This is a genomic window from Paraburkholderia phenazinium, from assembly GCF_900100735.1.
GTDB lineage: Bacteria > Pseudomonadota > Gammaproteobacteria > Burkholderiales > Burkholderiaceae > Paraburkholderia > Paraburkholderia phenazinia.
Genome location: NZ_FNCJ01000012.1, coordinates 20189 through 44577 on the forward strand (window position 1 = coordinate 20189; position 24389 = coordinate 44577).

Annotated in this window: 16 protein-coding genes; 8 read left to right on the plus strand and 8 right to left on the minus strand. The window is 62.9% G+C overall.

The features are described 5' to 3' along the window. Positions 1–52: 52 nt before the first annotated feature. Both BLQ92_RS24120 and BLQ92_RS24125 read right to left on the minus strand, forming a co-directional pair. Positions 53–1510 (minus strand): HDOD domain-containing protein, encoded by a 1458-nt coding sequence (locus tag BLQ92_RS24120; RefSeq protein WP_090687270.1) that lies wholly within the window; start codon positions 1508–1510, stop codon positions 53–55. A gap of 94 nt (positions 1511–1604) precedes the next feature. Then, complete coding sequence (locus BLQ92_RS24125; RefSeq protein ID WP_090687272.1) at positions 1605–3419, minus strand: putative bifunctional diguanylate cyclase/phosphodiesterase; 1815 nt, start codon at positions 3417–3419, stop codon at positions 1605–1607. A gap of 319 nt (positions 3420–3738) precedes the next feature. Between BLQ92_RS24125 and BLQ92_RS24130 the strand changes: the two genes are divergently transcribed. The 3 genes from BLQ92_RS24130 (at position 3739) to BLQ92_RS24140 (ending at position 6537) form a co-directional block, all read left to right on the plus strand. Next, positions 3739–5079, plus strand: coding sequence for an EAL and HDOD domain-containing protein (locus BLQ92_RS24130; protein WP_090687274.1), 1341 nt, complete (start codon positions 3739–3741; stop codon positions 5077–5079). A 261-nt stretch (positions 5080–5340) separates the two neighbouring features. Further along, on the plus strand, positions 5341–5904 hold the full coding sequence (locus BLQ92_RS24135; protein WP_090687276.1) for a peroxiredoxin: 564 nt from the start codon (positions 5341–5343) through the stop codon (positions 5902–5904). Positions 5905–6072: 168 nt separating this feature from the next. Then, positions 6073–6537, plus strand: a complete 465-nt coding sequence (locus BLQ92_RS24140) for a hypothetical protein (RefSeq protein ID WP_090687278.1) — start codon at positions 6073–6075, stop codon at positions 6535–6537. Positions 6538–7031: 494 nt separating this feature from the next. On the opposite strand, the gene BLQ92_RS40130 is transcribed toward BLQ92_RS24140, so the two are convergent. From BLQ92_RS40130 to BLQ92_RS24165, 5 genes are all read right to left on the minus strand, one after another. Beyond that, positions 7032–7238, minus strand: coding sequence for a hypothetical protein (locus BLQ92_RS40130; protein WP_175772361.1), 207 nt, complete (start codon positions 7236–7238; stop codon positions 7032–7034). Then, positions 7225–10548, minus strand: a complete 3324-nt coding sequence (locus BLQ92_RS24150; protein WP_090687282.1) for an efflux RND transporter permease subunit — start codon at positions 10546–10548, stop codon at positions 7225–7227. The genes BLQ92_RS40130 and BLQ92_RS24150 overlap by 14 nt, the downstream gene beginning before the upstream one ends. 3 nt (positions 10549–10551) lie before the next feature. Next, positions 10552–13686, minus strand: coding sequence for an MdtB/MuxB family multidrug efflux RND transporter permease subunit (locus BLQ92_RS24155; protein ID WP_090687284.1), 3135 nt, complete (start codon positions 13684–13686; stop codon positions 10552–10554). Positions 13687–13703: 17 nt separating this feature from the next. Continuing rightward, complete coding sequence (locus BLQ92_RS24160; protein WP_090687825.1) at positions 13704–15101, minus strand: MdtA/MuxA family multidrug efflux RND transporter periplasmic adaptor subunit; 1398 nt, start codon at positions 15099–15101, stop codon at positions 13704–13706. Between the two features lie 453 nt (positions 15102–15554). Next, positions 15555–16391 carry an IclR family transcriptional regulator gene (locus tag BLQ92_RS24165; protein WP_090687828.1) on the minus strand — a complete coding sequence of 279 codons (837 nt, stop codon included), beginning with the start codon at positions 16389–16391 and terminating at the stop codon, positions 15555–15557. Positions 16392–17014: 623 nt separating this feature from the next. Between BLQ92_RS24165 and BLQ92_RS24170 the strand changes: the two genes are divergently transcribed. Then, positions 17015–17374 (plus strand): host attachment protein, encoded by a 360-nt coding sequence (locus BLQ92_RS24170; protein WP_244106209.1) that lies wholly within the window; start codon positions 17015–17017, stop codon positions 17372–17374. A gap of 13 nt (positions 17375–17387) precedes the next feature. Here BLQ92_RS24170 and BLQ92_RS24175 read toward each other — a convergent pair whose 3' ends face one another. Continuing rightward, entirely contained in the window at positions 17388–17705 is a 318-nt protein-coding gene (locus tag BLQ92_RS24175) for a DUF6566 family protein (protein WP_090687289.1), read from the minus strand. A gap of 207 nt (positions 17706–17912) precedes the next feature. Between BLQ92_RS24175 and BLQ92_RS24180 the strand changes: the two genes are divergently transcribed. The 4 genes from BLQ92_RS24180 (at position 17913) to BLQ92_RS24195 (ending at position 24388) form a co-directional block, all read left to right on the plus strand. After that, positions 17913–18110: a hypothetical protein gene (locus BLQ92_RS24180; protein WP_090687291.1), complete on the plus strand. Its 198-nt coding sequence runs from the start codon at positions 17913–17915 to the stop codon at positions 18108–18110. 57 nt (positions 18111–18167) lie between these two features. After that, positions 18168–18548: a TraR/DksA family transcriptional regulator gene (locus BLQ92_RS24185; RefSeq protein WP_090687294.1), complete on the plus strand. Its 381-nt coding sequence runs from the start codon at positions 18168–18170 to the stop codon at positions 18546–18548. 478 nt (positions 18549–19026) lie between these two features. Further along, positions 19027–21855, plus strand: coding sequence for an ATP-dependent Clp protease ATP-binding subunit (locus tag BLQ92_RS24190; RefSeq protein WP_090687298.1), 2829 nt, complete (start codon positions 19027–19029; stop codon positions 21853–21855). A gap of 250 nt (positions 21856–22105) precedes the next feature. After that, entirely contained in the window at positions 22106–24388 is a 2283-nt protein-coding gene (locus tag BLQ92_RS24195) for an FdhF/YdeP family oxidoreductase (RefSeq protein ID WP_090687300.1), read from the plus strand. Position 24389: the final 1 nt, after the last annotated feature.

Sequence of the window (24389 nt, forward strand, 5' to 3'; positions counted from 1 at the left end):
CGTAGTTCTGCGCGGCGTGGCAGCCCGGCGGGATGCCGGACCGCTTACCCCTTCACAGCAGTTCCATCTCCCGCATCGGCGCTTGGGAAAAAAAACGCCCTAACTCCCGCGCCAGTTCATTCAGGACCGCCATTTCACCCTGCGAAATCCGCCGCGGCTCATCAGCCTGACGCCAGTCGCCGTACAGCAGCGCGACGGTCGTCTGATTTTCGCCGATCACCGGCAACAGCACGAACGAACGGGTATCGGCGAAGCTGCGCTTGAACCATTCGGGCAGCCGCGCCACCATCTTCGGGTCACGCGCATTTTCTATAAAGATGCCCACCGAGTTCGCAATCGCGAGATGAAACACGTCGGGCTCGAACGCCGTATTGAACGACAGGCTCGGCAGGGCGGCTTCCATGTTCGGGCCGAAGCCCATGCGCGCCTTGAACATGCCGCTGCTGTGGCGCACGAACATGACAGTGCGGGCAAAGCCGAGTCCCGCGTGGACCGTTTCGGAGGCGAGCGCCAAGGCCGGGCCGAGCGCGCTGCCCGTTTGCAGCGCTTTCAGGTCTTCGACGCCGGCGCCGATGCGTGCCTCGGGGGCAAGCGCTTCGCGGGCGATCGCGTCGGCATTGGCGCGCAGCTCGACGATCTCGCGCATCACGCCTTCGCCATCTTCTTCGCGGGCGAGCGCCACGCTCATTTCCAGCAGCACGTCGGGGTCGGTGTTCAGCGCGCGGCCGTAGCGGTGCGCAAGCTCGGCGATGCGCGCTTCGCGCTGCCAGTCCGGCATGTTCGGCGTGGTCAGGACACTGGCGACGTCGGTCGAGTAGTTGGTGATGGCGCGCAGCCACTGCACCTGGCGCGGCTCGTCGGTGGCTAGCGGATCGAACTCGCCCATGCCGGAGCGGATCATGTCCGGCAGGCGCCAGCGCACCGCGGCTTCGGCGCCGATCTCGTCGAAGGTCACGCCGAGCACGGCGCTGCAGGCTTCGGTTTCGTCGACGTTGGCTTCAATCTGGCGGCGGATCTGGTCCCATTCGGCGTCGAGATAGAACACCACCAGCAGCTTGCCGATCTGGCGCATCAGCGTGCAGACCACTGCCTCTTCGCCGGCGCGCAGGTCGCCGCGCTCGGTCAGCTTGCGGGCCACGCAGCCGGACAGCAAGGTGCGGTTCAGCTCGAGTTTCGCGTCGATGCGGCGCGGCACGCTGTGATGGAAGTGGTCGACGATCTTCAGGCCGACCACGAGGTGGCCGACCGCGTCCATGCCGAGCACCATCAAGGCGCGCGACACGGTGGTGATATTGCCGCCGAAGGCCATGTACATCGCCGAATTGGCGAGGCGCAGCACCTTCTGGGTCAGCGCGAAATCCGACAGCACGACCTGCACGAGACCCGAGAAATCAAGGTCGTCGTTGTTCATTGCAGCCATGGTTGTACGCAGCGACTGCGACAGCATGGGGAAATCGCCGCGCTCGCTCATTCGAGACCAGAGCCTGTCGAGCACCGCTGCCTTTACCATGTGATTCCCGCTAAAGCCATACGTATTCCAGTGAGTGCCAGACCGGTAGCAAGCCGGTGTTCGCTGCGCGCGCGCCTGTTCTGCCGGGTTTGCATCAGGCCGGCTCGTGCAGGTGCAGGGTGCGCGCCTCGAAACGCTGCGCTAGTTCCTCGGATGGCAACGCCTTGCAGACGAGCCACCCCTGAATATGATCACATCCCATCTCGGTCAGCAGCGTGCGCTGTTCTTCGGTTTCCACGCCCTCTGCGACCAGCTCCAGGTCCAGCGTCTGCGCGAGACCGACCACCGCGCTAACGATTGCCTGATCGTTCCGGGAGGTTAGCAGATTCTCGACGAAGCTCCGGTCGATCTTGAGTTTAGCGAGGGGGAAACGTTGCAGGTACGCCAGGCTCGAGTAGCCGGTGCCGAAGTCGTCGACCGCAAAACGGATGCCCATGGCGGTCAGTTCTTCGAGCAGTCCCTTGGCGTGCGCCGGGTCGTGCATCAGCAGGCTTTCGGTGATCTCGAACACGACGCGGCGCGGGTCGATCCCGGTCAGCTCGATCGCCTCGCGCACGCTGTCCTTGAAACGCGGATCGCGGAACTGCTGCGGCGAGACGTTGACCGCGACGTATTGCAGCTTGATGCCACGCACATCCCACTGGATCAACTGCATGCAGGCAACCTTGAGCACCCAGTTGCCGAGGAAGTTGATGAGCCCGACGGATTCGGCGAGCGGGATGAACATCGACGGCGGCACGAGGCCATGCACCGGATGCAGCCACCGGATCAGCGCTTCCACACCCACCACGCCGTGGCTCTGGCTGCTGGTGATCGGCTGGAAGTGCAGCGAGAACTCGCCGTTGCGCACGCCGTCGTAGAGGTCGGCCTCGAGCTTCAGGCGTTCCGCGTCGGCCGGGTCGTCGTCCGGCACATAGAAGGCAAGCGTGTTGCCGCCGGCCGCCTTGGCCTGCAGCAGCGCGTGGTCGGCCCAGCGCAGCAGATGGTTGTCGCGCGCCGCCGTATCGTTGGCGTGCCGCACATCCGGATACAGTGCAATACCGATGCTTGCCGACAGGTGCACCTGCTGGCCGTTGAAGACATAGGGCTGCTGGATTGCGGTCAGCAGGCGCCGCGCCAGGGCCTCGGCGGCTGCCACGGCGTCGGTGCGGCTGGCCGCGGCCGGCACCAGGATGGCGAATTCGTCGCTCGCGACCCGGGCGATCCGCTCGCCGTGGGCGGTGGTGTTGGAGATACGCCGCGCCGTGTCGCGCAGCATGTCGTCGCCGGCGTCGTAGCCGAGCGCGCGGTTCACGCGCTGATAGTCGTCGATGTCGAGCAGCAGCAGGGCGGCTGGCGTGCCGTGCTCGTCAGCCTGCTGCTGGGCGTCGAACAGGGCCGACAGCAGCGCGGACTGATTGGCAAGACCGGTCAGGCGGTCGTGGTGCAAGGCATGCGTCAGGCGTTCTTCGGTGGCGCGCCAGGCCGACACGTCGAAGCCGGCAATCGCAAAGCCCTCGACGCCGTCGTGGCTGCTGCGCACGACGCGCAGTTCCACCGTGACCGGATAGGTGAGCGACTTGATCAGCCCGAGCGTGGCCTTTTCGATGCCGCCGGTGGCCGAGGCGCGGGCCAGCAGCGCGTCGAGCTGGGCGGCGTCGGCAGGCGCGACGAGGTCGTGCAGGGTGATCGTCTGTAAGTATTCGCGGTGGTAGCCGATGAAGCGCAGGCTCGCCTCGGACACGTACAGAAAGCGAAGCTCCCGGTCGACGTGAGCGAGCAGGTCGACCGCACCGACGGCCTGCTCGAGGGGCGAGCGGCTGGCGCTCGGCTGGGGTAAGCCTTCCGCGCGGCGGCCTAACGCACGGACGCGGTCAATGACCGTGCGCAAGGAGCCCCGGCGGGGCGCGGTGATCCTGTTCGCTTCCATGTTTCTCGCTGGCAACCCGTTTTCGTCTGCAGGCGGCACGGCTCGCTCCCGCCTGGCCGGCGCGGGTGGTTAAGACGTATGAAGCCGCCCATCAGAACGAGATAACGACCCGTGCGCCGAAATCTTTAGCGGTTGCTGCAAAAATTGATAGTAATGATTCGCGTTCGCCACAGGCTTAGCGGCGCCCGGCGGATTCGGTTAAAGTGGCGCGGATTGCTGTCCGTTAATGGAATGAAGCGGAAGCAAGCCTGACGCTCGCAGCGGACGCGGGAATTGGCGCCCGCTGCCTGGTTTTTCCGAATTTATGCACCGATGAGCCATGTCTGAACCGTTCTCTGTCAGGGCCAAGCCCGGGCACGTCGAGGTGCTAACACAATCCGCCGAGGCCGCTGCGGCGGCCGAGGCGCCGTTTGTCTATCTGGGCCGCCAGCCGATTCTGGACCGCGATGGCGCGTTGAACGCCTACGAACTGCTGTTCCGGGCGGGCGCGCACAATTATGCCGAAGTCAGCGACGACGCGCAGGCGACCGCCCAGGTGGTGGCGCGCACGATCGGCGGCATCGGCGTGTCCGCGGTGCTCGGCCACCATCGTGGCTACGTGAACATTAGCCGCGACCTGTTGTTCGACGACATCGTCCACCTGATGTCGCCCGAGCGCTTTGTGCTCGAGATACTCGAGACCGTGACCTTCGATGCGCAACTGGTGCGCCGGCTGGGCGAACTGCGCCGCGCGGGCTTCCAGGTGGCGCTCGACGATGTCAGCGAGCTGACCGAAGGGTTGCGCTCGGTGTTACCGCATACCGACATCGTCAAGATCGACTTTTTGCTCACGCCCCGCGCCGCGCTGCCGAAGCTGGCGGCGGCGGTGCTGGCCGAGGGCAAGACCCTGATCGCCGAGAAGGTCGAAACGCGCGAAGACTTCGCGCTGGCCCGCGACCTCGGCTTCCACCTGTTCCAGGGGTACTTCTTCGCCCGGCCGCAGGTGCTGACGGCGCCGCGCAACCGCTCGTCGCGCCCGGCGCTGCTGCGGCTGCTCGCACTCCTGGCGCGCGATGCCGGCATCATCGAACTCGAGGCGGAGCTGAAGCGCAACCCGAACGTCGTGGTGCAACTGCTGCGCCTCGTCAATTCGAGCGCGTTTGGTCTCGGCCGCAATATCGCTTCGCTGCGCGAGGCGATCATCGCCACCGGCACGCGGCAGATTGCGCGCTGGGCGCAACTGCTGCTGTACGCCGACGGCGGCGACCTGCCGTGGCGCTCGGACCCGCTGGTGCAACTGGCCGGCACGCGCTCGCGCTTCATGGAGCTGGCGGCCCAGTGGCTGCGCCCATCCGACGAGGACTTCGCGGATGCGGCGTTCATGACCGGGATCTTTTCGCTGGTGCACGTGGTGCTGGGCACGACGCCTGCCGAGACGCTCGACAAGCTTGGCCTCGCGCCGCTGATCCGCGATGCGATTGTCGAGCATAGCGGCGCGCTCGGCACGCTGCTGCGCATCGCCGAAGCCGCCGACCGGGGCACGGAGCAGGGTATCGACGCCGCCTCGATCGCAACCGACGCCGACGCACGGGAGGCCTTTGCGGCGCTGACGCCGGAGGTGCTGGCGGAACTGAATCTGTCGGCGGCGGCGTGGTTCGGCGCGCATGCCGGGCTCGAGTAGCAGGGGCCGTTTTTCAGTCGCTGCGCCGGCTGCTGCCGGCTTTTATGCCTACCGCATTTCTCCATGCTTGCCAGTCAGCGGTGCGCCCGCCCTCGACGCCAACGGAGGAAGCAGGGCGATCACGGCGTGTTCCAGCGTGCTTTGTCCGGACGTGGTCCAATAGTGGATCAGTCATGTCTTGACGGGCTCGCAGGGGCACAGCGGGGCATGGCTTCAATCATTGCACGGAGTACGTGCGTCAACGCTTGAAGGGGGATTGAGATGAAACGAAAGTTCACGCCGGTATTGGTGGCGGCTGCATTATCGGCGGGGTTTGCGCTGCATTCGCTGACGGCGTCGGCGACGCTCAAACCGGGCGATACGGCGCCGGATTTCACCACCCAGGCGTCACTGGGCGGCAAGACGTATACCTACACGCTGGCAGACGAATTGAAGAAGGGGCCGGTGGTGCTGTATTTCTACCCGGCCGCTTTCACGAAGGGCTGTACGATCGAGGCGCATGAGTTTGCGGATGCGGTCGACCAATACAAGAAGTATGGCGCGACGGTGATTGGCGTGTCGCACGACAACATCGACACGTTGACGAAATTCTCGGTCAGCGAATGCCGCAGCAAGTTCCCGGTGGCGGCCGATGCGGACGCGAAGGTGATTGGCGAGTACGACGCGGGGCTGCCGATGCATAACTCGATGGCGAACCGGGTGTCGTATGTGATTGCGCCGGATGGCAAGATCATTTACGAGTACACGAGTTTGTCGCCGGACAAGCATGTGGAGAATACGCTGGAGGCGGTGAAGCAGTGGGCGGCTACGCATAAGGCGCAGTAAGGGCTTTTTGCCCTGAGGGCGGCTTGCGGGCCGCCTTTTGTTTTTGGGTTTTTGCTGGCGCAATGCGGTTGTCTTGCATTGCCGGATGACGCAATTGGTTGTTGATGTCTATTCCGCGGATGCGCCGTGCTAGCCTGGTGGCCGGTTTGTTTTGCAGGGTGATGCGAGATGCCTATCGTTGTTGCGTTGGCGGTGCTAGGTGCACTGGTTTATGGCGCGGTGTGGTCGTTTGATGCTTTGTCGGCGCATTTTGGGCTTGGCGTTGCGGGTGGTGTAGCGGTTGTTGCTGCTGGGTTGGTGGTGGCTGCGGTGGTCTATTGGCTGCGCCGGCGGCGGGAGGTGGCCGCGAATATTCGTGACGGGGATTGGACGCATGAGTTGAAGGCCCCATGGGGTTGGGTTCGGCTGGCCGCCGGGAAGAGGTTTTGTAGTTTTCAGCTTCATGGCTTGCAGGGCGATTATATTTTTGCCGATCTGCAAGGGGCTGATATCGAGGTGGTTGGCGAGCAGTGGCAGCTCGCGCTCAAGGTGAGGGATGCTAAGTGTCCGCTTTGGAATTTTCCCATGCGCGATGCTCGGCAGGCTCGGCAGTGGAAGAGGGTTTTTGGGCTGGCCATTGAGCAGAGGCTTTGAGGTTTTGGCCTTGCGGCGGCTTTGGTTGGTTTGCCTGCGGCGCCTTGATTTTGGTGGTTGTTCTTAGGGCGTTGGCCTTTCCTTGCATTGTTATCGGTCTATTAGGTTCGCCCCTGTGCGGGGCGGCACCTACTTTCTTTGCCGCCGCAAAGAAAGTAGGCAAAGAAAGCGGGCTCACCCCGCTAGCTGGTAGTGAGCCATCCCGGTCTGCTGCGGGGAACGGCCCAACACGAGACCTGCCATCGCACCACCCACGTACGTGACAAGGCTATCATCCGTTCCAGCGTTGCGCTGCGCGCCCCGCCGCCGGGCATAACGCCTTCTGCGAAATGTGTAGGTATTCTAACTATATTGGCTTGTTCGTTTTCCCTTGCAAACCCATCCGCGACGCACGAAGTGCGGAGTGGGGTGGATGAGCGCTGTGTCACTAACGTGGGAAATGCGAGGGCAGGTCTCGTGTTGGGCCGTTTCCGGTGGCAGACCGAGATGGCTCACTACCAGTTGGCGGTTGTAAGCCCGCTTTCTTTGCTTACTTTCTTTGCGGCGGCAAAGAAAGTAAGTGCCGCCCCGCACAGGGGCGAAGCTAATAGACCGATAACAAAGCAAGGAAAGGCCAACACCATAAAAACAACCACCAAAATCAAGGCGCCGCAGGCAAAAAACCAAGCCGCCTGCAAGGCCAAAACCTTAACTATTTCCACGAACAGCGGCCGCCCCACCACGCCGCGCCCGCGACTCCCACCTAACCCGAATCCGATCCATGTAGAGATAAACCACCGGCGTGGTATACAGCGTGAGCATCTGACTAACAATAAGCCCACCAACAATGGCGATGCCCAACGGAGCGCGGAGTTCAGCCCCATCACCATTCCCAAACGCCAACGGCAAAGCCCCCAGCAGCGCAGCGCAGGTGGTCATCATGATCGGCCGAAACCGCAACAAACAAGCCTGATGAATCGCATCATACGAGGACAACCCCTGCCGTGAAGCCTCAATCGCAAAATCAATCATCATGATCGCGTTCTTCTTGACGATGCCAATCAGAAGAATCACCGCAATCAATGCAATGATGCTGAACTCCGTCTGAAACAACAGCAACGCTAGCAAAGCCCCCACCCCCGCCGAAGGCAGCGTCGACAAAATCGTCAACGGGTGAATATAGCTCTCATACAGTATCCCCAGCACGATATACACCGCCGCCAACGCCGCCAGAATCAAGATCGGCATATCCGACAGGGACTGCTGAAACGCCTGCGCCGTCCCCTGGAAGCTGCCGTGTATCGTTGCCGGCATGCCGATCTGAGCCATCGTGTCGTAAATCGCCGTCGTCGCATCCGATAACGACTTGCCCGGCGGCAGATTGAACGAAATCGTCGAGGCCACGAACTGGCTCTGGTGATTCACCGATAACGGTGTGTTGCCCGGCCCGAAGCTCGCGATCGCCGACAATGGAATCATCGTCTCCTTCGAGGTCGAAACCGCCGCCCCCGACGATGCGCTCGACTTGCCGCTCGCCGCCAGCGAATTGATCGCCAGGTTGCGCGCCGAATCCGATGCGATCGCCGCCGCGCTCGAGGCCGTCGTGCCGGCCGTGCCGCCGCCCGAGGCGCTGGTGCCGCTGGTGCTCGCCACAGGCGGTGTGACCGTGCCCGCCGTCGCGTTGGTCGTCTGCGAGCCGCTCGCGCTGCCCCCCGACGTACTGACGTAAATCTGGTTCAGCATGTCCGGGCTTTGCCAGTATTTCGGCGCCACTTCCATCACCACGTGGTACTGGTTCAGCGGGTTGTAAATCGTCGATACCTGGCGCTGGCCAAATGCGTCGTACAGCGTGTTGTCGATCTGCGCCGGTTCGATGTTCAGGCGCGCCGCACTCGCGCGGTCGATCGTCACCATCGATTCCAGGCCGCCTTGCTGTTGGTCGGAATTCACGTCGGCCAGTTCGGGGCGCGCCTGCAGCGCTTCGGTCAGTTTCGGCCCCCATGTGTACAGGTCGGTCGTCGAGTCGGCCAGCAGCGTGAACTGATACTGCGCATTCGATTGCCGCCCGCCCACGCGAATATCCTGCACGGCCTGCAGGAAGGTGCGCACGCCTGCCACGTTCGACAGCGGGCCGCGCAGCTGCTGGATCACTTCGTCCGCCGAGACGCGGCGGCCGGGCTTCGGCTTCAGTTGCACGTACATGAAGCCGGAGTTGGTTTGCCGTCCGCCGGTAAAGCCGACTACGCCGTCCACCGCCGGGTTCGCGCCGACGATTTTCATCATCTCGGCAAACTTGCCCTTCATCGCCTGGAACGAGGTGGACTGGTCGGCCATGATGCCGCCGACCATACGCCCGGTGTCCTGCTGCGGAAAGAAGCCCTTCGGGATGATCACGTACAGCCACACGTTCAGGCCGATCGTTGCGATCAGCACCAGCAGGATCAGCCGCGGATGCCGCAGCGACCAGCCGAGCGTGTGCTCGTAGCCGCGCTGCATCGACTGGAAGCCGCGTTCGAGCCAGCGCGCGAGGCGTCCTTCTTCTTCGCGCTCGTGCGGCTCGTTGAGCAGGCGTGAGCACATCATCGGCGTAAGCGTCAGCGACACCAGCAGCGACACGCCGATCGCCAGCGACAGCGTCAGCGCAAACTCGCGGAACAGCCGTCCGACGATGCCGCCCATCAGCAGGATCGGCAGGAACACCGCCACCAGCGAGATGCTGATCGAGACCACCGTAAAGCCGACTTCGCGCGCGCCGAGGAAGGCCGCCTTCATGCGCGGCACGCCGTTCTCGATATGCCGCGAGATGTTTTCGAGCACCACGATCGCGTCGTCGACCACGAAGCCGGTCGCAATCGTCAGCGCCATCAGTGACAGGTTGTCGATCGAAAAACCCATCAGGTACATCGCACCGAAAGTGCCAATGATGGAGATCGGCACCGCCACGCTCGGAATCAGTGTTGCGCGCCAGTTGCGCAGGAACAGGAACACCACCATCACCACCAGCGCCACGGCGATCATCAGCGTGTGCTCGGTGTCCTTCAGCGAGGCTCGGATCGTGGTGGAGCGGTCGACCGTGGGGTACACGTCGACGTCGGCGGGCAGCGAGGCCTTCAGTTGCGGCAGCATCGCCTTGACGCGGTCGACCGTGTCGATGATGTTCGCGCCGGGCTGGCGGTACAGGATCACCAGCACCGAGCGCTTGCCGTTATAGAGGCCGAGGTTGCGCAGGTCCTCCACCGAGTCGACGATCTCCGCGACGTCCGACAGGTGCACCGCCGCGCCGTTGCGGTAGGCGATGATCAGGTCTTTGTACTGAGACGCCTTGCTCGCCTGGTCGTTGGTATAAAGCTGCACATGGTTCGCGCCGAACTCGATCGAGCCTTTCGGGCTGTTCGCGTTGGCCGAGGCGAGCGCGGCGCGCACGTCCTCGAGGCCGATGCCGTAGTGGAACAGCATCTGCGGTTCCAGTTCGACGCGCACCGCCGGATTGGCCGAGCCGCTCACGTCGACTTCGCCGATTCCGTCCACCTGCGAGAGCGACTGCTGCAGCACCGTGGCTGCGGAGTCGTACAGTTGCCCGGCCGTCAGCGTGTTCGAGGTCAGCGCGAGAATCAGGATCGGCGCGTCGGACGGGTTGACCTTGTGGTACGTCGGATTGCTGCGCAGGCTCGCCGGCAGGTCGGCGCGCGCCGCATTGATGGCGGCCTGCACGTCGCGGGCGGCGCCGTCGATGTCGCGGTTCAGGCCGAACTGCAGCGTGATCCGCGTCGAGCCGACCGAGCTCTGCGAGGTCATCTCGGTGACGTCGGCAATCGACCCAAGGTGCCGTTCGAGCGGGCTCGCCACGCTGGTTGCCACGGTCTCGGGGCTGGCGCCCGGCAGCGTCGCCTGCACCGAGATGGTCGGGAAGTCCACTTGCGGCAGCGGCGCCACCGGCAGCTTCGTGAAGGCGAACACCCCGGACAGCGCAATGCCGATCGCCAGCAGGGTGGTGGCAACCGGCCGGGAAATAAACGGGCGCGACAGGTTCATCGCTTAGTTCCCCGCGTCGGTGGCAGGCGGCGGGACACCATGGCCCGGCTCGTCACGATGAAAGCGCGCCCGCACGCGCCGTGCCAGCGAGTCGAATGCAAGATAGATCACTGGCGTCGTGAACAGCGTCAGCAACTGGCTCACGATCAGGCCGCCGGCAATCGCGATGCCGAGCGGGCGGCGCAATTCCGAACCCGCGCCGGTGCCGAGCATCAGCGGCAGGGCGCCGAGCAGCGCCGCCATGGTCGTCATCAGGATCGGCCGGAAGCGCAGCAGACACGCCTGGTAAATCGCCTCGCGCGGCGGCTTGCCCTGGTCGCGTTCGGCTTCGAGCGCGAAGTCGATCATCATGATGGCGTTCTTCTTCACGATACCGATCAACAGCACGATGCCGATAATGCCGATGATGTCGAGGTCGTGCCCGGTGATCAGGAGCGCGAGCAACGCGCCCACGCCCGCCGAGGGCAGCGTCGAGAGAATCGTGATCGGGTGGATGAAGCTCTCGTACAGCACGCCGAGCACGATATACATCGTGACGATCGCGGCGAGGATCAGGAACAGTTCGTTCGAGAGCGACGCCTGAAACGCCAGCGCCGCGCCCTGGAAGCGGGTCTGGAACGAGGCCGGCAGGCCGATATCCTGCTCCGCCTGATTGATCGCCTTGACGGCGGCGCCGAGCGAGGATCCCGGTGCGAGGTTGAACGACACCGTGGTGGCCGGGAACTGGCTCAGGTGGGTGACGAGCAAAGGCGCGGGCTGTTCGATGAACTTCGCAATCGACGACAGGGGCACCTGGCCGCTCGTCGAGGTGGAAGAGGGCAGGTAGATCGCGTTCAGAGACTCGGTGTAGTGCTGCACCTGCGGCTGCGCTTCCAGAATTACGCGGTACTGGTTCGACTGCGTGAAGATGGTCGAGACGATGCGCTGGCCGAACGCGTCGTAGAGCGCGTTATCGACGGTGGCGGGCGTGATGCCGTAACGCGATGCGGTCGCCCGGTCAATCTCCACATAGACCGACTGGCCGTTTTCCTGCAGATCGGTGGCGACGTCCGCCAGTTCCGGCGCCTGCTTCAGACGCTCGACCAGCTTGGGCACCCAGGTCGCGAACTCGGTGATGTTCGGATCGGTCAGCATGAACTGATACTGCGTCGGGCTGACGGTCGCATCGATCGTCAGATCCTGCACCGGCTGCATGTACAGCGACGCGCCCGGAATGTGGGCGACATCCTTTTGCAACTGGCGGATCACGTCGCTCGCGGTATTGCTGCGGTCGTCGCGCGGCTTCAGGTTGATCAGCATCCGGCCGCTGTTCAGCGTGATGTTGTTGCCGTCCACGCCGATGAACGAGGTCAGGCTCTCCACATCCGGATTCTTCAGGATCTGCGCGGCTAGCTCCTGCTGCCGCTCCGCCATCGACGCATACGAAACCGACTGCGGCGCCTGGGTGATGGCCTGGATCACGCCAGTGTCCTGAACCGGGAAGAAGCCCTTTGGAATGAACACGTACAGCACGCCGGTCAGCACCAGCGTCAGGACGGCGACGAACAGCGTGGCGCGCTGGCGGTTCAGCACCCACGTCAGCGCGACGGCGTAACGGGCGATGATGTAGTCGATAAAGGCGTGCGCCTTGGTCTCGAAGCGATGCGCTTCCTTCGGCGGCGTGTGGCGCAGCAGCTTCGCGCACATCATCGGCACCAGCGTGAGCGACACCACCGCCGAAATCACGATGGTCACGGCGAGCGTAATCGCGAACTCGTGGAACAGACGTCCCACCACGTCGCCCATGAAGAGCAGCGGGATCAGCACGGCGATCAGCGACACCGTCAGCGAGATGATGGTGAAGCCGATCTGTTTCGAGCCTTTGAGCGCCGCTTCGAGCGGCGTTTCACCTTCTTCGACGTAGCGTGCAATGTTCTCGATCATCACGATCGCATCGTCCACGACGAAGCCGGTGGCGATGGTCAGCGCCATCAGCGAGAGGTTGTCGAGGGAGAAGCCGCACAGGTACATCACGGCCAGCGTGCCGATCAGCGAGAGCGGCACAGACAGGCTCGGAATGATGGTCGCGTAGAGGTTGGCGAGGAACAGGTACATCACCAGCACCACCAGCACCACCGACATCAGCAGTTCGAACTGCACGTCGCGCACCGAGGCGCGGATCGTGGTGGTCCGGTCGGTGACGATCCGCACATCGAGCGAGGCGGGCAGCGACTGCTGCAGTTGCGGCAGCAGCGCCTTGACGCTGTCCACCACCTGGATCACGTTCGCTCCCGGCTGGCGTTGCACGTTCAGGATGATCGCGGGGGTCGAGTCGACCCAGGCGCCGAGTTTGGTGTTTTCCGCGCCCTGCACAATGTTGGCGACGTCCGTCAGCATTACCGGCCGGCCGTTCTTGTAGGCGATCACCGCGCTCTTGTAGGCGTCGGCATCGGTCAACTGGTCGTTCGCGTTGATCGTATAGGCGCGCGTCGGGCCGTCGAAGTTACCCTTCGGCGTGTTGACGTTCAGGTTTGAAATGGTGGTGCGCAGGTCGTCCAGATTCAGACCGTACGCCGCGAGAGCACGCGGATTGGCCTGAATCCGCACGGCCGGGCGCTGGCCGCCTGACAGGCTGACGAGGCCCACGCCCGCTACCTGCGAGATCTTTTGCGCGAGACGCGTATCGGCGAGATCCTGCACCTGGGTCAGGGGCATGGTCTTCGAGGTGAGCGCGAGCGTGAGGATCGGCGCATCGGCCGGATTGACCTTGGCGTAGATCGGCGGGGCCGGCAAGTCGGAGGGCAGCAGGTTGCCCGCCGCGTTGATGGCCGCCTGCACTTCCTGCTCGGCGATATCGAGCGGCAGGTCGAGGCTGAATTGCAGCGTGATGATCGAGGAGCCGGCCGAGCTTTGCGACGACATCTGGTTCAACGACGGCATCTGGCCGAACTGCCGCTCGAGCGGTGCGGTGACGGACGAGGTCATCACATCCGGGCTCGCGCCCGGATAGAAGGTCTGCACCTGGATGGTCGGGTAGTCGACTTCGGGCAATGCCGAGAGCGGCAGGAAGCGCAGCGCGACGAGCCCGACCAGCATGATCGCCGCCATCAGCAGGGCGGTGCCGACCGGGCGCAGAATAAAAGCGCGGGATGGATTCATGCGGGTTCAGTCAGCCTTTATTCCGAAGCTTGCGCCGGGTGTTTGTGATGGCGCATGCGTGCGCCGGACGCGCCCGATGGGGCCGATGCGCCGTGCCCACCGTGTGCGCCGGAGGCACCTGAAGCGCCGCCCGGATTCTCGGCCGGAATGGTGATCTTCGCGCCTTCCTTCAGGCGGTCGGAGCCGTCGATCACGACCCGCTCGCCTGCCTGCAGGCCGGAGGCGATGCTGGTGCGCTCGCCGTCCACCGGACCGATCTTGACGGGCCGCACCGTCACCGTGCTGTCGGGCTTCACGACATATACAAACTGGCCCATCGAACCGTTCAGCACCGCCGAGGTCGGCACGATCACCGCGTCGTGAATCGTATCCACCAGCAGCCGCGCGTTGACGAACTGATTCGGGAACAGCAGGTTGTCCTCATTGTTGAACATGGCGCGCAGCTTGAGCGTGCCGGTGGTGGTGTCGATCTGGTTGTCGAGCGTTTCGAGCGTGCCGCCGGCCAGCGAAGTGGTATTGCTGCGGTCGTAGGCGGTGACCGAGAGCTTCGCGCCCGTTTGTACCTGCTTCATGATCTGCGGCAGATTGTCTTCGGAGGTCGTGAAGATCACGCTGATGGGCTGCAATTGCGTAATCACGACGATGCCGTTGGTCAGGTTGGGCGTCACGTAGTTGCCCGGATCGACCTGGCGCAGACCCACGCGGCCGGCGACCGGCGCGGTGATGCGCGCGTAGATCAGGTCGAGCTTGTAGGTGTCGATGTTGGCCTGGTCCGACTTGACCGTGCCCTCGTATTGCTGGACCAGCGAGGCCTGCGTGTCGACCTGTTGGCTGGCGATCGAATCCTGGGCGAGTAGGGTCTGATAACGCTTCAGGTCCAGGCGCGCGGTCGCCAGCAGCGCCTTGTCGCGCGCGAGGGCGCCTTCGGCGTTTTCGAGCGAGATCTGATACGGGCGCGGGTCGATCTGCGCGAGCAGGTCGCCCTTCTTGACCATCTGGCCTTCCTGGAACGCGACCGTCTGCAGCGTGCCGCTCAACTGGGTCTGCACGGTGACGGTAGCGAGCGGCGTGACGGTGCCCAGCGCCGTCAGCACGACCGGCATGTCGCCTTGCGTGGCGGTGGCCACATGAACCGGCTGCGGCTGGTTGGCGAACGCGGACGCGCCGCCGCGGCCATGCCGTGCGCCGCCCGAGGTTTGCGCGCTGGCGCCATCCGCGGGGCTGCCCCACGGGTGCCAGCGCCACACCACGATCCCCGCCACCACGAGCGCGGCGACGATCAGGCCGATCGTGCGTCCCCGATGCTTTTTGCCACCGCTTCTCATCTGCGGGGTCCCGCTGGACGGCTGACGTGCCGGGACCGGAGCCGGGGCGGGTGGGCGTGTAGTTTCCGACTGCTGTTGTTGTTCGTCCATCGATTCGATCAGGTGGCTGGCGTGGAATTGGGAGAGACGTGCGCGATGCCGGTCGACGCGAATGCGCCGCGCCGGCACCGGGTGCCGGCTGCTTCGACAGCGTACCGAGCGCAGATGTTCAGCGCGAGGCGACACGGGACGCGGGAAAAAGAACTTAATGGCAAGCGGTTGTACAACAGTCGGGCAGGCTGCGTGGCTGGCCAGTTCCTGCTCGCCTTGCTCGCGCCGCCTTGCCTGTACGGTGCGAGCAAGCGGTGCAAGTCAAGGGGGTAGTCAGACACAGCAAGCTGCGCGAAAGCATGATCGTACGTCGCCGGCTTCGCTACCGTCCAGTGGTGTATTTTTCGGTTGATTACGCCTGTTACAGCCAAGGCGCACGGCATGCGCCGTGCGCTTGCCGCGGGCCCTGCGCGTGGTTTGCGGCAAGTGGCGTGCGGAAGATATCACCCGCGCTTAGTTGTCGAGCCGCCGGCCCGGCGTGCCGCCGATTTCGAGCGCGATCCTGGAGATGCACTCGAGCAGCAGGGGCGCCGCACGCGTGATCAGCCAGTCGCGAGGGCACTGGTGCGCGGAGCCGCCGCAATTGACCGCGTAGCGTTCGCCCGAGGGGCCGATGAAGCCCGCCGCGATCGCATTCAGGCCGTCGTGCCATTCGCCGGTCGCGATCGCGAAACCTTGTGCGGTGGTTTCGTGCAGCGCGTTCTCGAGCCGGTTGCTGATGTGCCCCCAGTCGTCGCCCTCGGCAGCCTGCAGTCCGAGCAGCAGCTTTTGCCGTTCGGGTTCCGCGAGCACGGCCAGATAGGCACGGCCGACGGCTGTGCGGCTCAGATTCATCCGCGAGCCGACGTCGAGCCGCGACACGAGGACGGCCGAGCGCGGCTTGATGGCGTCGATGACCACCATGTCGAGGCGGTCGCGCACGGCCAGATGCACCGACAGCGAGGTGCGCTCGGCGAGCTCGATCAGGAACGGCCGTGAGCGTGAGCGAATGTCGAAGTTGCGCAGAAAGCCGTTGCTCAATTCCAGGACCGAAGAGGTGAGCACGAACCGTTCGCTGTCCGGCAGCCGGAACAGGAAGCCTGCGCTGACGAGCTTGGCGGTGATGCGCGAGACCGTCGGCTTCGGAATGCCGGTGAGTTCGGTCAGCTCACGATTGCTGAGCGGCGCATCCGCTGCGGCGATGCAGCGCAGCACGGTCAGGCCGCGCGCCAGCGCCGTGACTTCGTCACCGGAGCCGTCTTTTTCCCTGACGGGTTCGCTACTGCGTGGAGGGGTGGATTCGTGGTTCATCTCATTTTTATGGAACTTCATTTCAATTTATGCGTCCGTGCTGTTACGCCGAACCCGGGGCGGCAGTGCCGAACTTGCACCATAATGACGCATGCTGGCCCCATTTCATATGACAATTCATTGTAGTAGAAGGGGCTGGCCAACAGAGCATCGGTCCTTTAGATTTTGCTTGACTTAGTCAGCATAACCGTAAAAAATGGAATCTCATTTCGAAAGAAAGGCTTGCGTGTGAGTTTTCACGGTGGCCTGAGCCCAGCCCGGCATGCTGTCAAGCCCGGGCCAGTAAGGCGCTAGCGGCACAGATCACACGTGCGGCCCCATCAGGCGACACTTTCGAATCCCCTCTCTCAGGTTCTAGCACGGCCCTCGGAATGGCTAGAACTTTTTAAGGCGTCACGGTTACGTGACGCCTTTTTTTTGTGCGTTTGCTGCGCGCAACAACGTCCGCACCCATCCCTCTTGATCCTTTCGTGGTACCGATACTGTGAATCGGCCGGTTGACCTTGGGCGTCTCCTGCCCGAACTGCTATCTTGAATAGAGGCCTTGGTACAGTCGACAGTCGAATGATGCAACTGTCGCAGCGAGCGCCGCGCGCACTGAAAAAGTCCCCGCCTGGAGGTGCATGATGGTCGAAGTGACGTGGCTTGTTGTGGCTGACGGAGGTCGCGCGCGCGTGTTCCAGATGCCTGGACTCACGCTCGACTTGAAGGAGGTCGAAGATCTCGTCAACGACGAATACACCGGAACGGTTCTAACCGAGAAGGACCGCGAGAAGTTTGCCAAGCGCGTTGGCGAATACATCGAGAAGGGGCGGCTTCATCAAAACTACAATCGATTGAGGCTCGCTATCGAGCCCAAGTTTCTCGGCATGGTGCGTGCGGATCTGAGCGAGGACACGCGTCGCTTGATATTCGAGCAAATCAGCGAGGATCTGTCGGCGCTCAACACCAGCGAAATCGAGGCGCATCTGCGGCGGCACTGACCGGCAGCGGGATTCAACCGTTGATGTCGGGCCCTTGCGATTTTTCTTCCACGTCACGGAACCAGACTTCTGTACGGGCCCGTTCCGCTACCCAGGAGTGCGACTGTGGCGTGTTGAACTCACGATCGATAAACCGTTGGCCCCATTCGACCGCGTCTCTAACTGCTTCTGCTTCAGTCAGCCATTCGGGCTGAACGGTCATGGGACGAAGGTCGATGACCTTTCCCTCGCTGTTTTTCAGGCTGACATGTGCAACCCAGGCACCGAGCGCGTTGGTCTCGGAGCACACGACGATCTCAAAGCCGCCGTAAGAAACCGTGCTTGCTGGCATCGTGCGCTCCTCTAACGTTGGTGGCTGAAATCCGTTCATGATCCGGCGTGCATGTGTCTCACCGTGAGCCATCATGCCGTAATTTCAGCATGGCGGCACAAGGAAATTAGGCATGGACATTGCTGATCCGTCCGTTTGGCGCGAAGCCTCGCACTCGTATGAGGAACCCGCGAGGCCCGATATCACTCCTTGCATGAGGTGCTGGAAATGCAGGAATTCGATTTCTACATTAACCTGAAGAAGCCAACACTCGGGCTATATGTCCGTAAGGATGCGGGCCTGCCCGATCTCGCCGACCAAAGCGACTGGCAGTTCGAGGGGCATGAGTGGGAGAGCGAGCTGGCACCGGGACTCCTGAAGGAACTCGAGGCCAATGGCCATGCATTTCAGGAACTGGGTGCCTAGTCGTTGGCGCAAGGCCGACTGGAGCGAATGGAGCGCATCAAGGTAAGGGAGGGAACCATGTCGGACCAACAGGGAGGCTTGAGTGAGGCGTTCATCGCGCAGCAGCGCACGCGCCTCGAGGCGCTGCGCCGCGAACTGCTGGGCGGCGAGGAAAATACCATCGCAGACGAGCGGACCTCGCAGGAGGAGCATGGCGACGAGGCCGAGGAGTTCGAAGACGACGCGCAAGGCATGGCACAGGATGAGATCAACCAGTCGCTGCGCAACGTGAACGACCTGCGCATTGCAGATATCCAGCGCGCGCTGCAGAAGATCGACGAAGGCACCTACGGCCGGTCGGACGAAAGTGGCGACCCGATACCGAAGGCCCGGCTCGAGGCCATGCCGGAGGCTATCTACACCGTTGAGGAGCAGGGGCGCCGCGAGGCCGGCAAGTAAACAGTGGCGGGGGCCGAGTGCGCTGCATCGGCCACCCCGTGGAGCTACAGCTGGGAGGCCACCTCGTTCGGATGGACCCGTCTCCATCGAAGTCGCAATGAAGTCTCGCGCACCATGATAGCGTCGGGCTGGTCGTCCAATGCCTATCATCGGAAAAACCGATGTTCCCTTGGCGGCGATTAATTCATAAAATTCAAGGGCGGATTTAGCCTTCGTTCTGCTAATCATAGGCACGCCGGCGCTCGAGCGCCGACCATAAGCTGCCCGATGCACAAATCCAGATCGCATCGACCCGTGTCTTTCGGACATCGCTCGCCGAAAACGGACAGGGACGGAAATCCCGCGCGACAAATGCGGTGCAGCACCGAGGACCGTACCAACACGGCAATCCGTCTCTGCGAGCCTGCGCAATTCACATGAACGCGTCCCCAAACCTTTAACGAAGCCAGATGCTTTAACTGATAAAGGTGACTCTACAATGCCCGCCCTTTGCGAAATCTGTAATGCCCGTCCCGCTGTCGCCCGTGTGACCGTTGTGCAGAATGGCGAGCGGAAATCCATGTCGATCTGCGACTACGACTATCGGCAACTGATGCGTCATCAGAGCATGGTCAACCCGTTCGACTCGCTGCTTGGCGGGGGTGGGCTGTCGCGCTTGTTCGGCGGTCTTGGCGGCGCCGGTGACGAAGACGACCACGATGCGGGATATGCCGCCGAGGTGCCGCGCGAGTCGGTCGACGCCACCGATGCTTTCAGCGAGCAGACACTCGAATTGCTGCAGCGCGCCGCGGAGAAAGCCCATGAGCTGCAACGCACCGAACTCGATACCGAACACCTGCTTTACGTGCTGGCGGACGCCGATGTGTGTGCCGCGCTGCTCAAGGAACTGAAGCTCTCGCCGCAGGACATCAAAGGCTATATCGACCAGCATGCGCAAAAGGGCAACGCCAATCCCGACGCGCCGATCGACAAGATGACCATCTCGCCGCGCATGAAAAAAGCGTTCCAGTACGCGTTCCAGGCGTCGCGCGATCTGGGGCATTCATACGTCGGCCCGGAGCATCTGCTGATCGGGCTTTCGGCCGTGCCGGACAGCATCGCCGGCGCATTGCTGAAGAAGTACGGCGTGACGCCGGAAGCGTTGCGGCAGAAGGTCGTGAAAGTCGTCGGCAAAGGCGCCGAGGACGGGCGCGTCGACACGCCGACGGGCACACCCACGCTCGACAAGTTCGGGCGTGACCTCACGGCCATGGCGCGGCAGGGCAAGCTCGACCCGGTACTGGGACGGGCGCAGGAAATCGAGAGCACGATCGAGGTGCTCGCGCGGCGCAAGAAGAACAATCCGGTGCTGATCGGCGAACCCGGCGTCGGCAAGACCGCGATCGTCGAGGGCCTGGCACAGCGCATCGTCAACGACGACGTCCCGGAAAATCTGCGCGGCAAGCGGCTCGTCGAGGTCAACATCAATTCGATGGTAGCGGGCGCGAAGTATCGCGGCGAATTCGAGGAGCGCGCCAAGCAACTGATCGACGAAGTCACGGCGAAGCAGGACGAACTGGTTCTGTTTATCGATGAACTGCATACGATCGTGGGCGCTGGGCAAGGCGGAGGAGAGGGTGGCCTCGATATCGCCAACGTGCTCAAACCTGCGCTGGCGCGCGGCGAGCTCAGCCTGATCGGCGCCACGACGCTCAACGAATATCAGAAGTACGTCGAGAAGGACGCCGCGCTCGAGCGGCGTTTCCAGCCGGTGTTGGTGCCGGAGCCGACGGTCGAGCAGACCATCGTCATCCTGCGCGGCCTGCGCGACAAGCTCGAAGCGCATCACCAGGTGACCTTTGCCGACGACGCGTTTGTTGCCGCCGCTGAAATGTCGGACCGTTACATTACCTCACGCTTTTTGCCCGACAAAGCTATCGACCTGATCGACCAGGCTGCGGCAAGGGTGCGCATTGGTGCGACTTCGCGTCCTGCGGACATTCAGGAACTCGAAGCCGAAATCGCCCAGCTCAAGCGCGAGCAGGATTATGCCTCGTCGCGCAAACGCTTCGATGAGGCGAAAAAGTTCGAGGAACGCATTGGCGAGAAGCAGGCGAAACTCGACGAGCAGATGGAGGCGTGGCAGCGCAAGACCGGCTCGGAAACGCTCGAAGTGACGGTGGCGGCCATCGCCGAAGTGGTCTCGCGTCTCACTGGCATTCCCGTCACGGAGCTGACACAGGTAGAGCGCCAGAAGCTGATGGATATGGAGGAGAAGCTCCGCGAGCGGGTGGTCGGCCAGGACGACGCGGTGCTTGCGGTGAGCGACGCCGTGCGCTTGTCGCGTGCGGGCCTCGGTCAGGCGAACCGGCCGATTGCCACCTTCCTGTTCCTCGGGCCCACCGGAGTCGGCAAGACCGAACTCGCGAAGGCGCTGGCAGAAACGGTCTTCGGCGACGAACAGGCGGTGATCCGCATCGATATGTCCGAGTATATGGAGCGTCACGCGGTGGCGCGCTTGATCGGCGCGCCTCCAGGTTATGTCGGTTATGACGAGGGTGGCCAGCTCACTGAGCGCGTTCGGCGGCGTCCGTACTGCGTGATCCTGCTCGATGAGATCGAGAAGGCTCATCCGGACGTGAGCAATGTGCTGCTGCAGGTCTTCGACGATGGACGCCTGACCGACGGCAAGGGCCGGGTCGTGGACTTCAGCAACACCATCATCATTGCCACGAGCAATCTCGGCGCCTCGATCATTATGGATAACCTCGAGAAACCCGAGAAAGATCGCCTGGCTGAAAAGGCCATGCGCGAGGAGTTGATGGGCGTGCTCAAGGGCCACTTCCGTCCGGAGTTCCTGAACCGGATCGACGAAATCATCGTCTTCCATGGGTTGTCTCGCAACAATATCCGCGCAATCGTGCAAATCCAGCTCGAACGGGTCGAGCGCACCGCCGCGGCGCAGGACATTACGCTCAAGATGGACCCGTCGCTGGTCGATCATCTCGCCGAGGCTGGCTATCGGCCCGAGTTCGGCGCGCGCGAACTGAAGCGCCAGATTCGCCAGGAGCTGGAAACCCGGCTCGCCAAGGAGATTCTCGGCAACCGCCTGCAGTCGGGCGACAGTGTTGAGGTCAGTTACGACAAGGCAAGCGACGAAGTGAAGTTCAGCAAGCGCGAGGCGACTCCCCCTGCTTCCAAAGCGAAGGACGAGAAGAGCGCCAATGGTGCGGCGGGTGCGGATGGCGGTAGTGGACGTGCGAAGAAAAAGCCGTCTAAAAAGCCCAGCAGTCCAGAATCGGCTGCAAGTGCTCACACGAAGCACTGAAGTGCGCAGCGGGCTGGGAGGAACCGCCGCGTCAGCGTCAGCGTCGACGGTGTACGGCCTCCCAGCCGCTCGAAACCGGTGGTGGTGTCGCTGTACTCGTACTGTGCTGGCCCGCTGCGGCTCGATCTGTACCTTTCGTCACGCATCGATCCAACTAGACTCAAACCATATCCAAGCCTTACGCTGCGATACGGCGTAATCCACAGCAAGACCGCCTCAAGACCTCCTGGGGCAGTTCATGGAGTTTCATATGACCACGCGACGCGAAGTTCCGGGAATCCGTCCCTATGACGCACCAGCCGGAGGTTGGGGGGCGCTGCGGGCCACCGCTCAGGCTGTCCGCACGCAGATGGAAAGCATCGAGGCGCCGATCATCCTGATGCGGACCAATCAACCCGACGGCTTCGATTGCCCGGGTTGCGCGTGGCCGGACAAGGAACACAAGTCGACCTTCCAGTTCTGCGAAAACGGCGCCAAGGCGGTCACGTGGGAAGCGACCACCAAGCGGGTGACGCCGGAGTTCTTCGAGAACAACACGGTCTCGTCGCTGTTGCAGCGCTCGGATTTCGAACTGGAGGGTCTCGGGCGGCTGACGCATCCGCTCGTCTATGACCGCGTCACGGACAAGTTCCGGGCGGTCGAATGGGAAGACGCATTCGCTCGCATCGGGGAAGTGCTGCGCGGCTTGTCCTCGCCGGACGAGGCCGAGTTCTATACCTCAGGCAGGGCGTCGAACGAGGCGGCCTACCTGTTTCAGTTGCTCGCCCGGGAATATGGCACCAACAATTTCCCGGACTGCTCGAACATGTGCCACGAGCCGACCAGCGTGGGCTTGCCGCAGTCGATCGGAATCGGCAAAGGCACGGTGTCGCTCGACGACTTCGACAAGACCGAACTGATCCTCTCGATCGGCCACAATCCCGGCACCAATCACCCGCGGATGATGGGCACACTCCACGAATGCTCGCGGCGCAACGTTCCGATCATTGTGTTCAATCCGCTGCGCGAGCGGGCGCTTGAACGCTTCGCCGATCCGCAAAGCGTGATCGAGATGGCGACCTTCGGATCGACCCGGATCGCGTCGACCTATTTTCAGGTCGACGCCGGCGGAGACGCGGCGGCCCTCAAGGGCATCATGAAATCGCTTCTGCAGATGGACGCGGAGCAGGGCAACACCGTCCTTGACCACGAATTTATCGCGACGCATACCCAGGGGTTCGAGGCGTTCGCTGCCGATCTGGAAGCGACGTCATGGGACGATATCGAAAAGGCCAGCGGACTTACGCGTGAAGATCTCGATGAGGTGGCCATTGCCTATGCAAAATCGAATGCGACGATTGTCACGTACGGAATGGGCATTACCCAGCATAACAAAGGGACCGCCAATGTCCGGCTGATCGCCGACCTGTTGTTGTTGCGCGGCAATATCGGCAAACCCGGCGCAGGCATCTGTCCTTTGCGCGGGCATTCGAACGTGCAGGGCAACCGCACGGTCGGCATCACGGAAAAGCCCTCCGCCGCCTTCCTCAAACAGATCGAAGATGTACTCGGCTTCAAGCCGCCGCAGGCGCACGGGCACGATGCCGTCCAGGCGATGCAGGCGATGATCGCCGGCACGGCCAAGGCCCTGATTTGCCTGGGCGGGAATTTCGCGGTTGCTTTGCCCGATTCCGAGCAGTCGTTTGCCGCCATGGGCAAGCTCGATCTGAGCGTCCACCTCGGCACCAAGCTCAATCGGTCGCATCTGCTGGTAGCCAAGGAAACCTACGTGCTGCCTGTGATAGGACGCACCGAACTGGATATTCAAGCGAGCGGCCGGCAATCAATTACGGTCGAGGATTCCATGTCGATGGTCCACGCTTCGGCGGGCAAGCTCACGCCTGCGTCCGAACACCTGAAGTCCGAACCAGCGATCATCGCCGGCATCGCCACGGCAACCTTGCCGGGCAGCAAGGTGCCGTGGAACGACCTGGTGGCCGACTACGACAAGATCCGCGATCTCATCGAGCAAACCGTGCCGGGATTCGAGGCATTCAATGCACGCATCAGAACGCCGGGAGGATTTCGCATGCCGCTGCCACCCACCGAACGCGTCTGGCCCACACCGTCGGGCAAGGCGATGTTCTCGGTGTACGGCGGAGTGAGGGAAGACGCGGACGTGCTCGGCGCCGAAAATGTGCTGCGTCTCATCACGATCCGCAGCCACGACCAGTACAACACCACGATCTATGCGATGGACGATCGTTACCGGGGCGTATTCGGCCGGCGCGATGTGCTGTTCATGAACGAAGACGATCTCGCCGAACGCGGACTCGAACATGGCGATCTGGTCGACATTGAAACAGTCCTGCCGGGCAGGCAACTTCGCCTGAAGAAGATCACCGCCATCGCTTACAACATCGCGCCTGGTTCGGTGGCGGCCTACTATCCGGAGGCCAATGTACTGGTGCCGCTCGACTTTATCGACAAGGAAAGCGGCACGCCGTCGTACAAGTCGGTTCCCGTTCACGTTGTGCGTGCAGCGGAAGCCTGAC

Coding starts and splice junctions, on each gene's coding strand:
- BLQ92_RS24130 (WP_090687274.1), top strand. CDS start 3,739: ATGTCTGAACCGTTCTCTGTCAGGGCCAAGCCCGGGCACGTCGAGGTG.
- BLQ92_RS24150 (WP_090687282.1), bottom strand. CDS start 10,548: ATGAACCTGTCGCGCCCGTTTATTTCCCGGCCGGTTGCCACCACCCTG.
- BLQ92_RS24175 (WP_090687289.1), bottom strand. CDS start 17,705: ATGCCAGCAAGCACGGTTTCTTACGGCGGCTTTGAGATCGTCGTGTGC.
- BLQ92_RS24170 (WP_244106209.1), top strand. CDS start 17,015: ATGATGGTCGAAGTGACGTGGCTTGTTGTGGCTGACGGAGGTCGCGCG.
- BLQ92_RS24185 (WP_090687294.1), top strand. CDS start 18,168: ATGTCGGACCAACAGGGAGGCTTGAGTGAGGCGTTCATCGCGCAGCAG.
- BLQ92_RS24180 (WP_090687291.1), top strand. CDS start 17,913: ATGCAGGAATTCGATTTCTACATTAACCTGAAGAAGCCAACACTCGGG.
- BLQ92_RS24190 (WP_090687298.1), top strand. CDS start 19,027: ATGCCCGCCCTTTGCGAAATCTGTAATGCCCGTCCCGCTGTCGCCCGT.
- BLQ92_RS24120 (WP_090687270.1), bottom strand. CDS start 1,510: ATGGTAAAGGCAGCGGTGCTCGACAGGCTCTGGTCTCGAATGAGCGAG.
- BLQ92_RS24165 (WP_090687828.1), bottom strand. CDS start 16,391: ATGAACCACGAATCCACCCCTCCACGCAGTAGCGAACCCGTCAGGGAA.
- BLQ92_RS24155 (WP_090687284.1), bottom strand. CDS start 13,686: ATGAATCCATCCCGCGCTTTTATTCTGCGCCCGGTCGGCACCGCCCTG.
- BLQ92_RS24135 (WP_090687276.1), top strand. CDS start 5,341: ATGAAACGAAAGTTCACGCCGGTATTGGTGGCGGCTGCATTATCGGCG.
- BLQ92_RS24125 (WP_090687272.1), bottom strand. CDS start 3,419: ATGGAAGCGAACAGGATCACCGCGCCCCGCCGGGGCTCCTTGCGCACG.
- BLQ92_RS24160 (WP_090687825.1), bottom strand. CDS start 15,101: ATGGACGAACAACAACAGCAGTCGGAAACTACACGCCCACCCGCCCCG.
- BLQ92_RS24195 (WP_090687300.1), top strand. CDS start 22,106: ATGACCACGCGACGCGAAGTTCCGGGAATCCGTCCCTATGACGCACCA.
- BLQ92_RS24140 (WP_090687278.1), top strand. CDS start 6,073: ATGCCTATCGTTGTTGCGTTGGCGGTGCTAGGTGCACTGGTTTATGGC.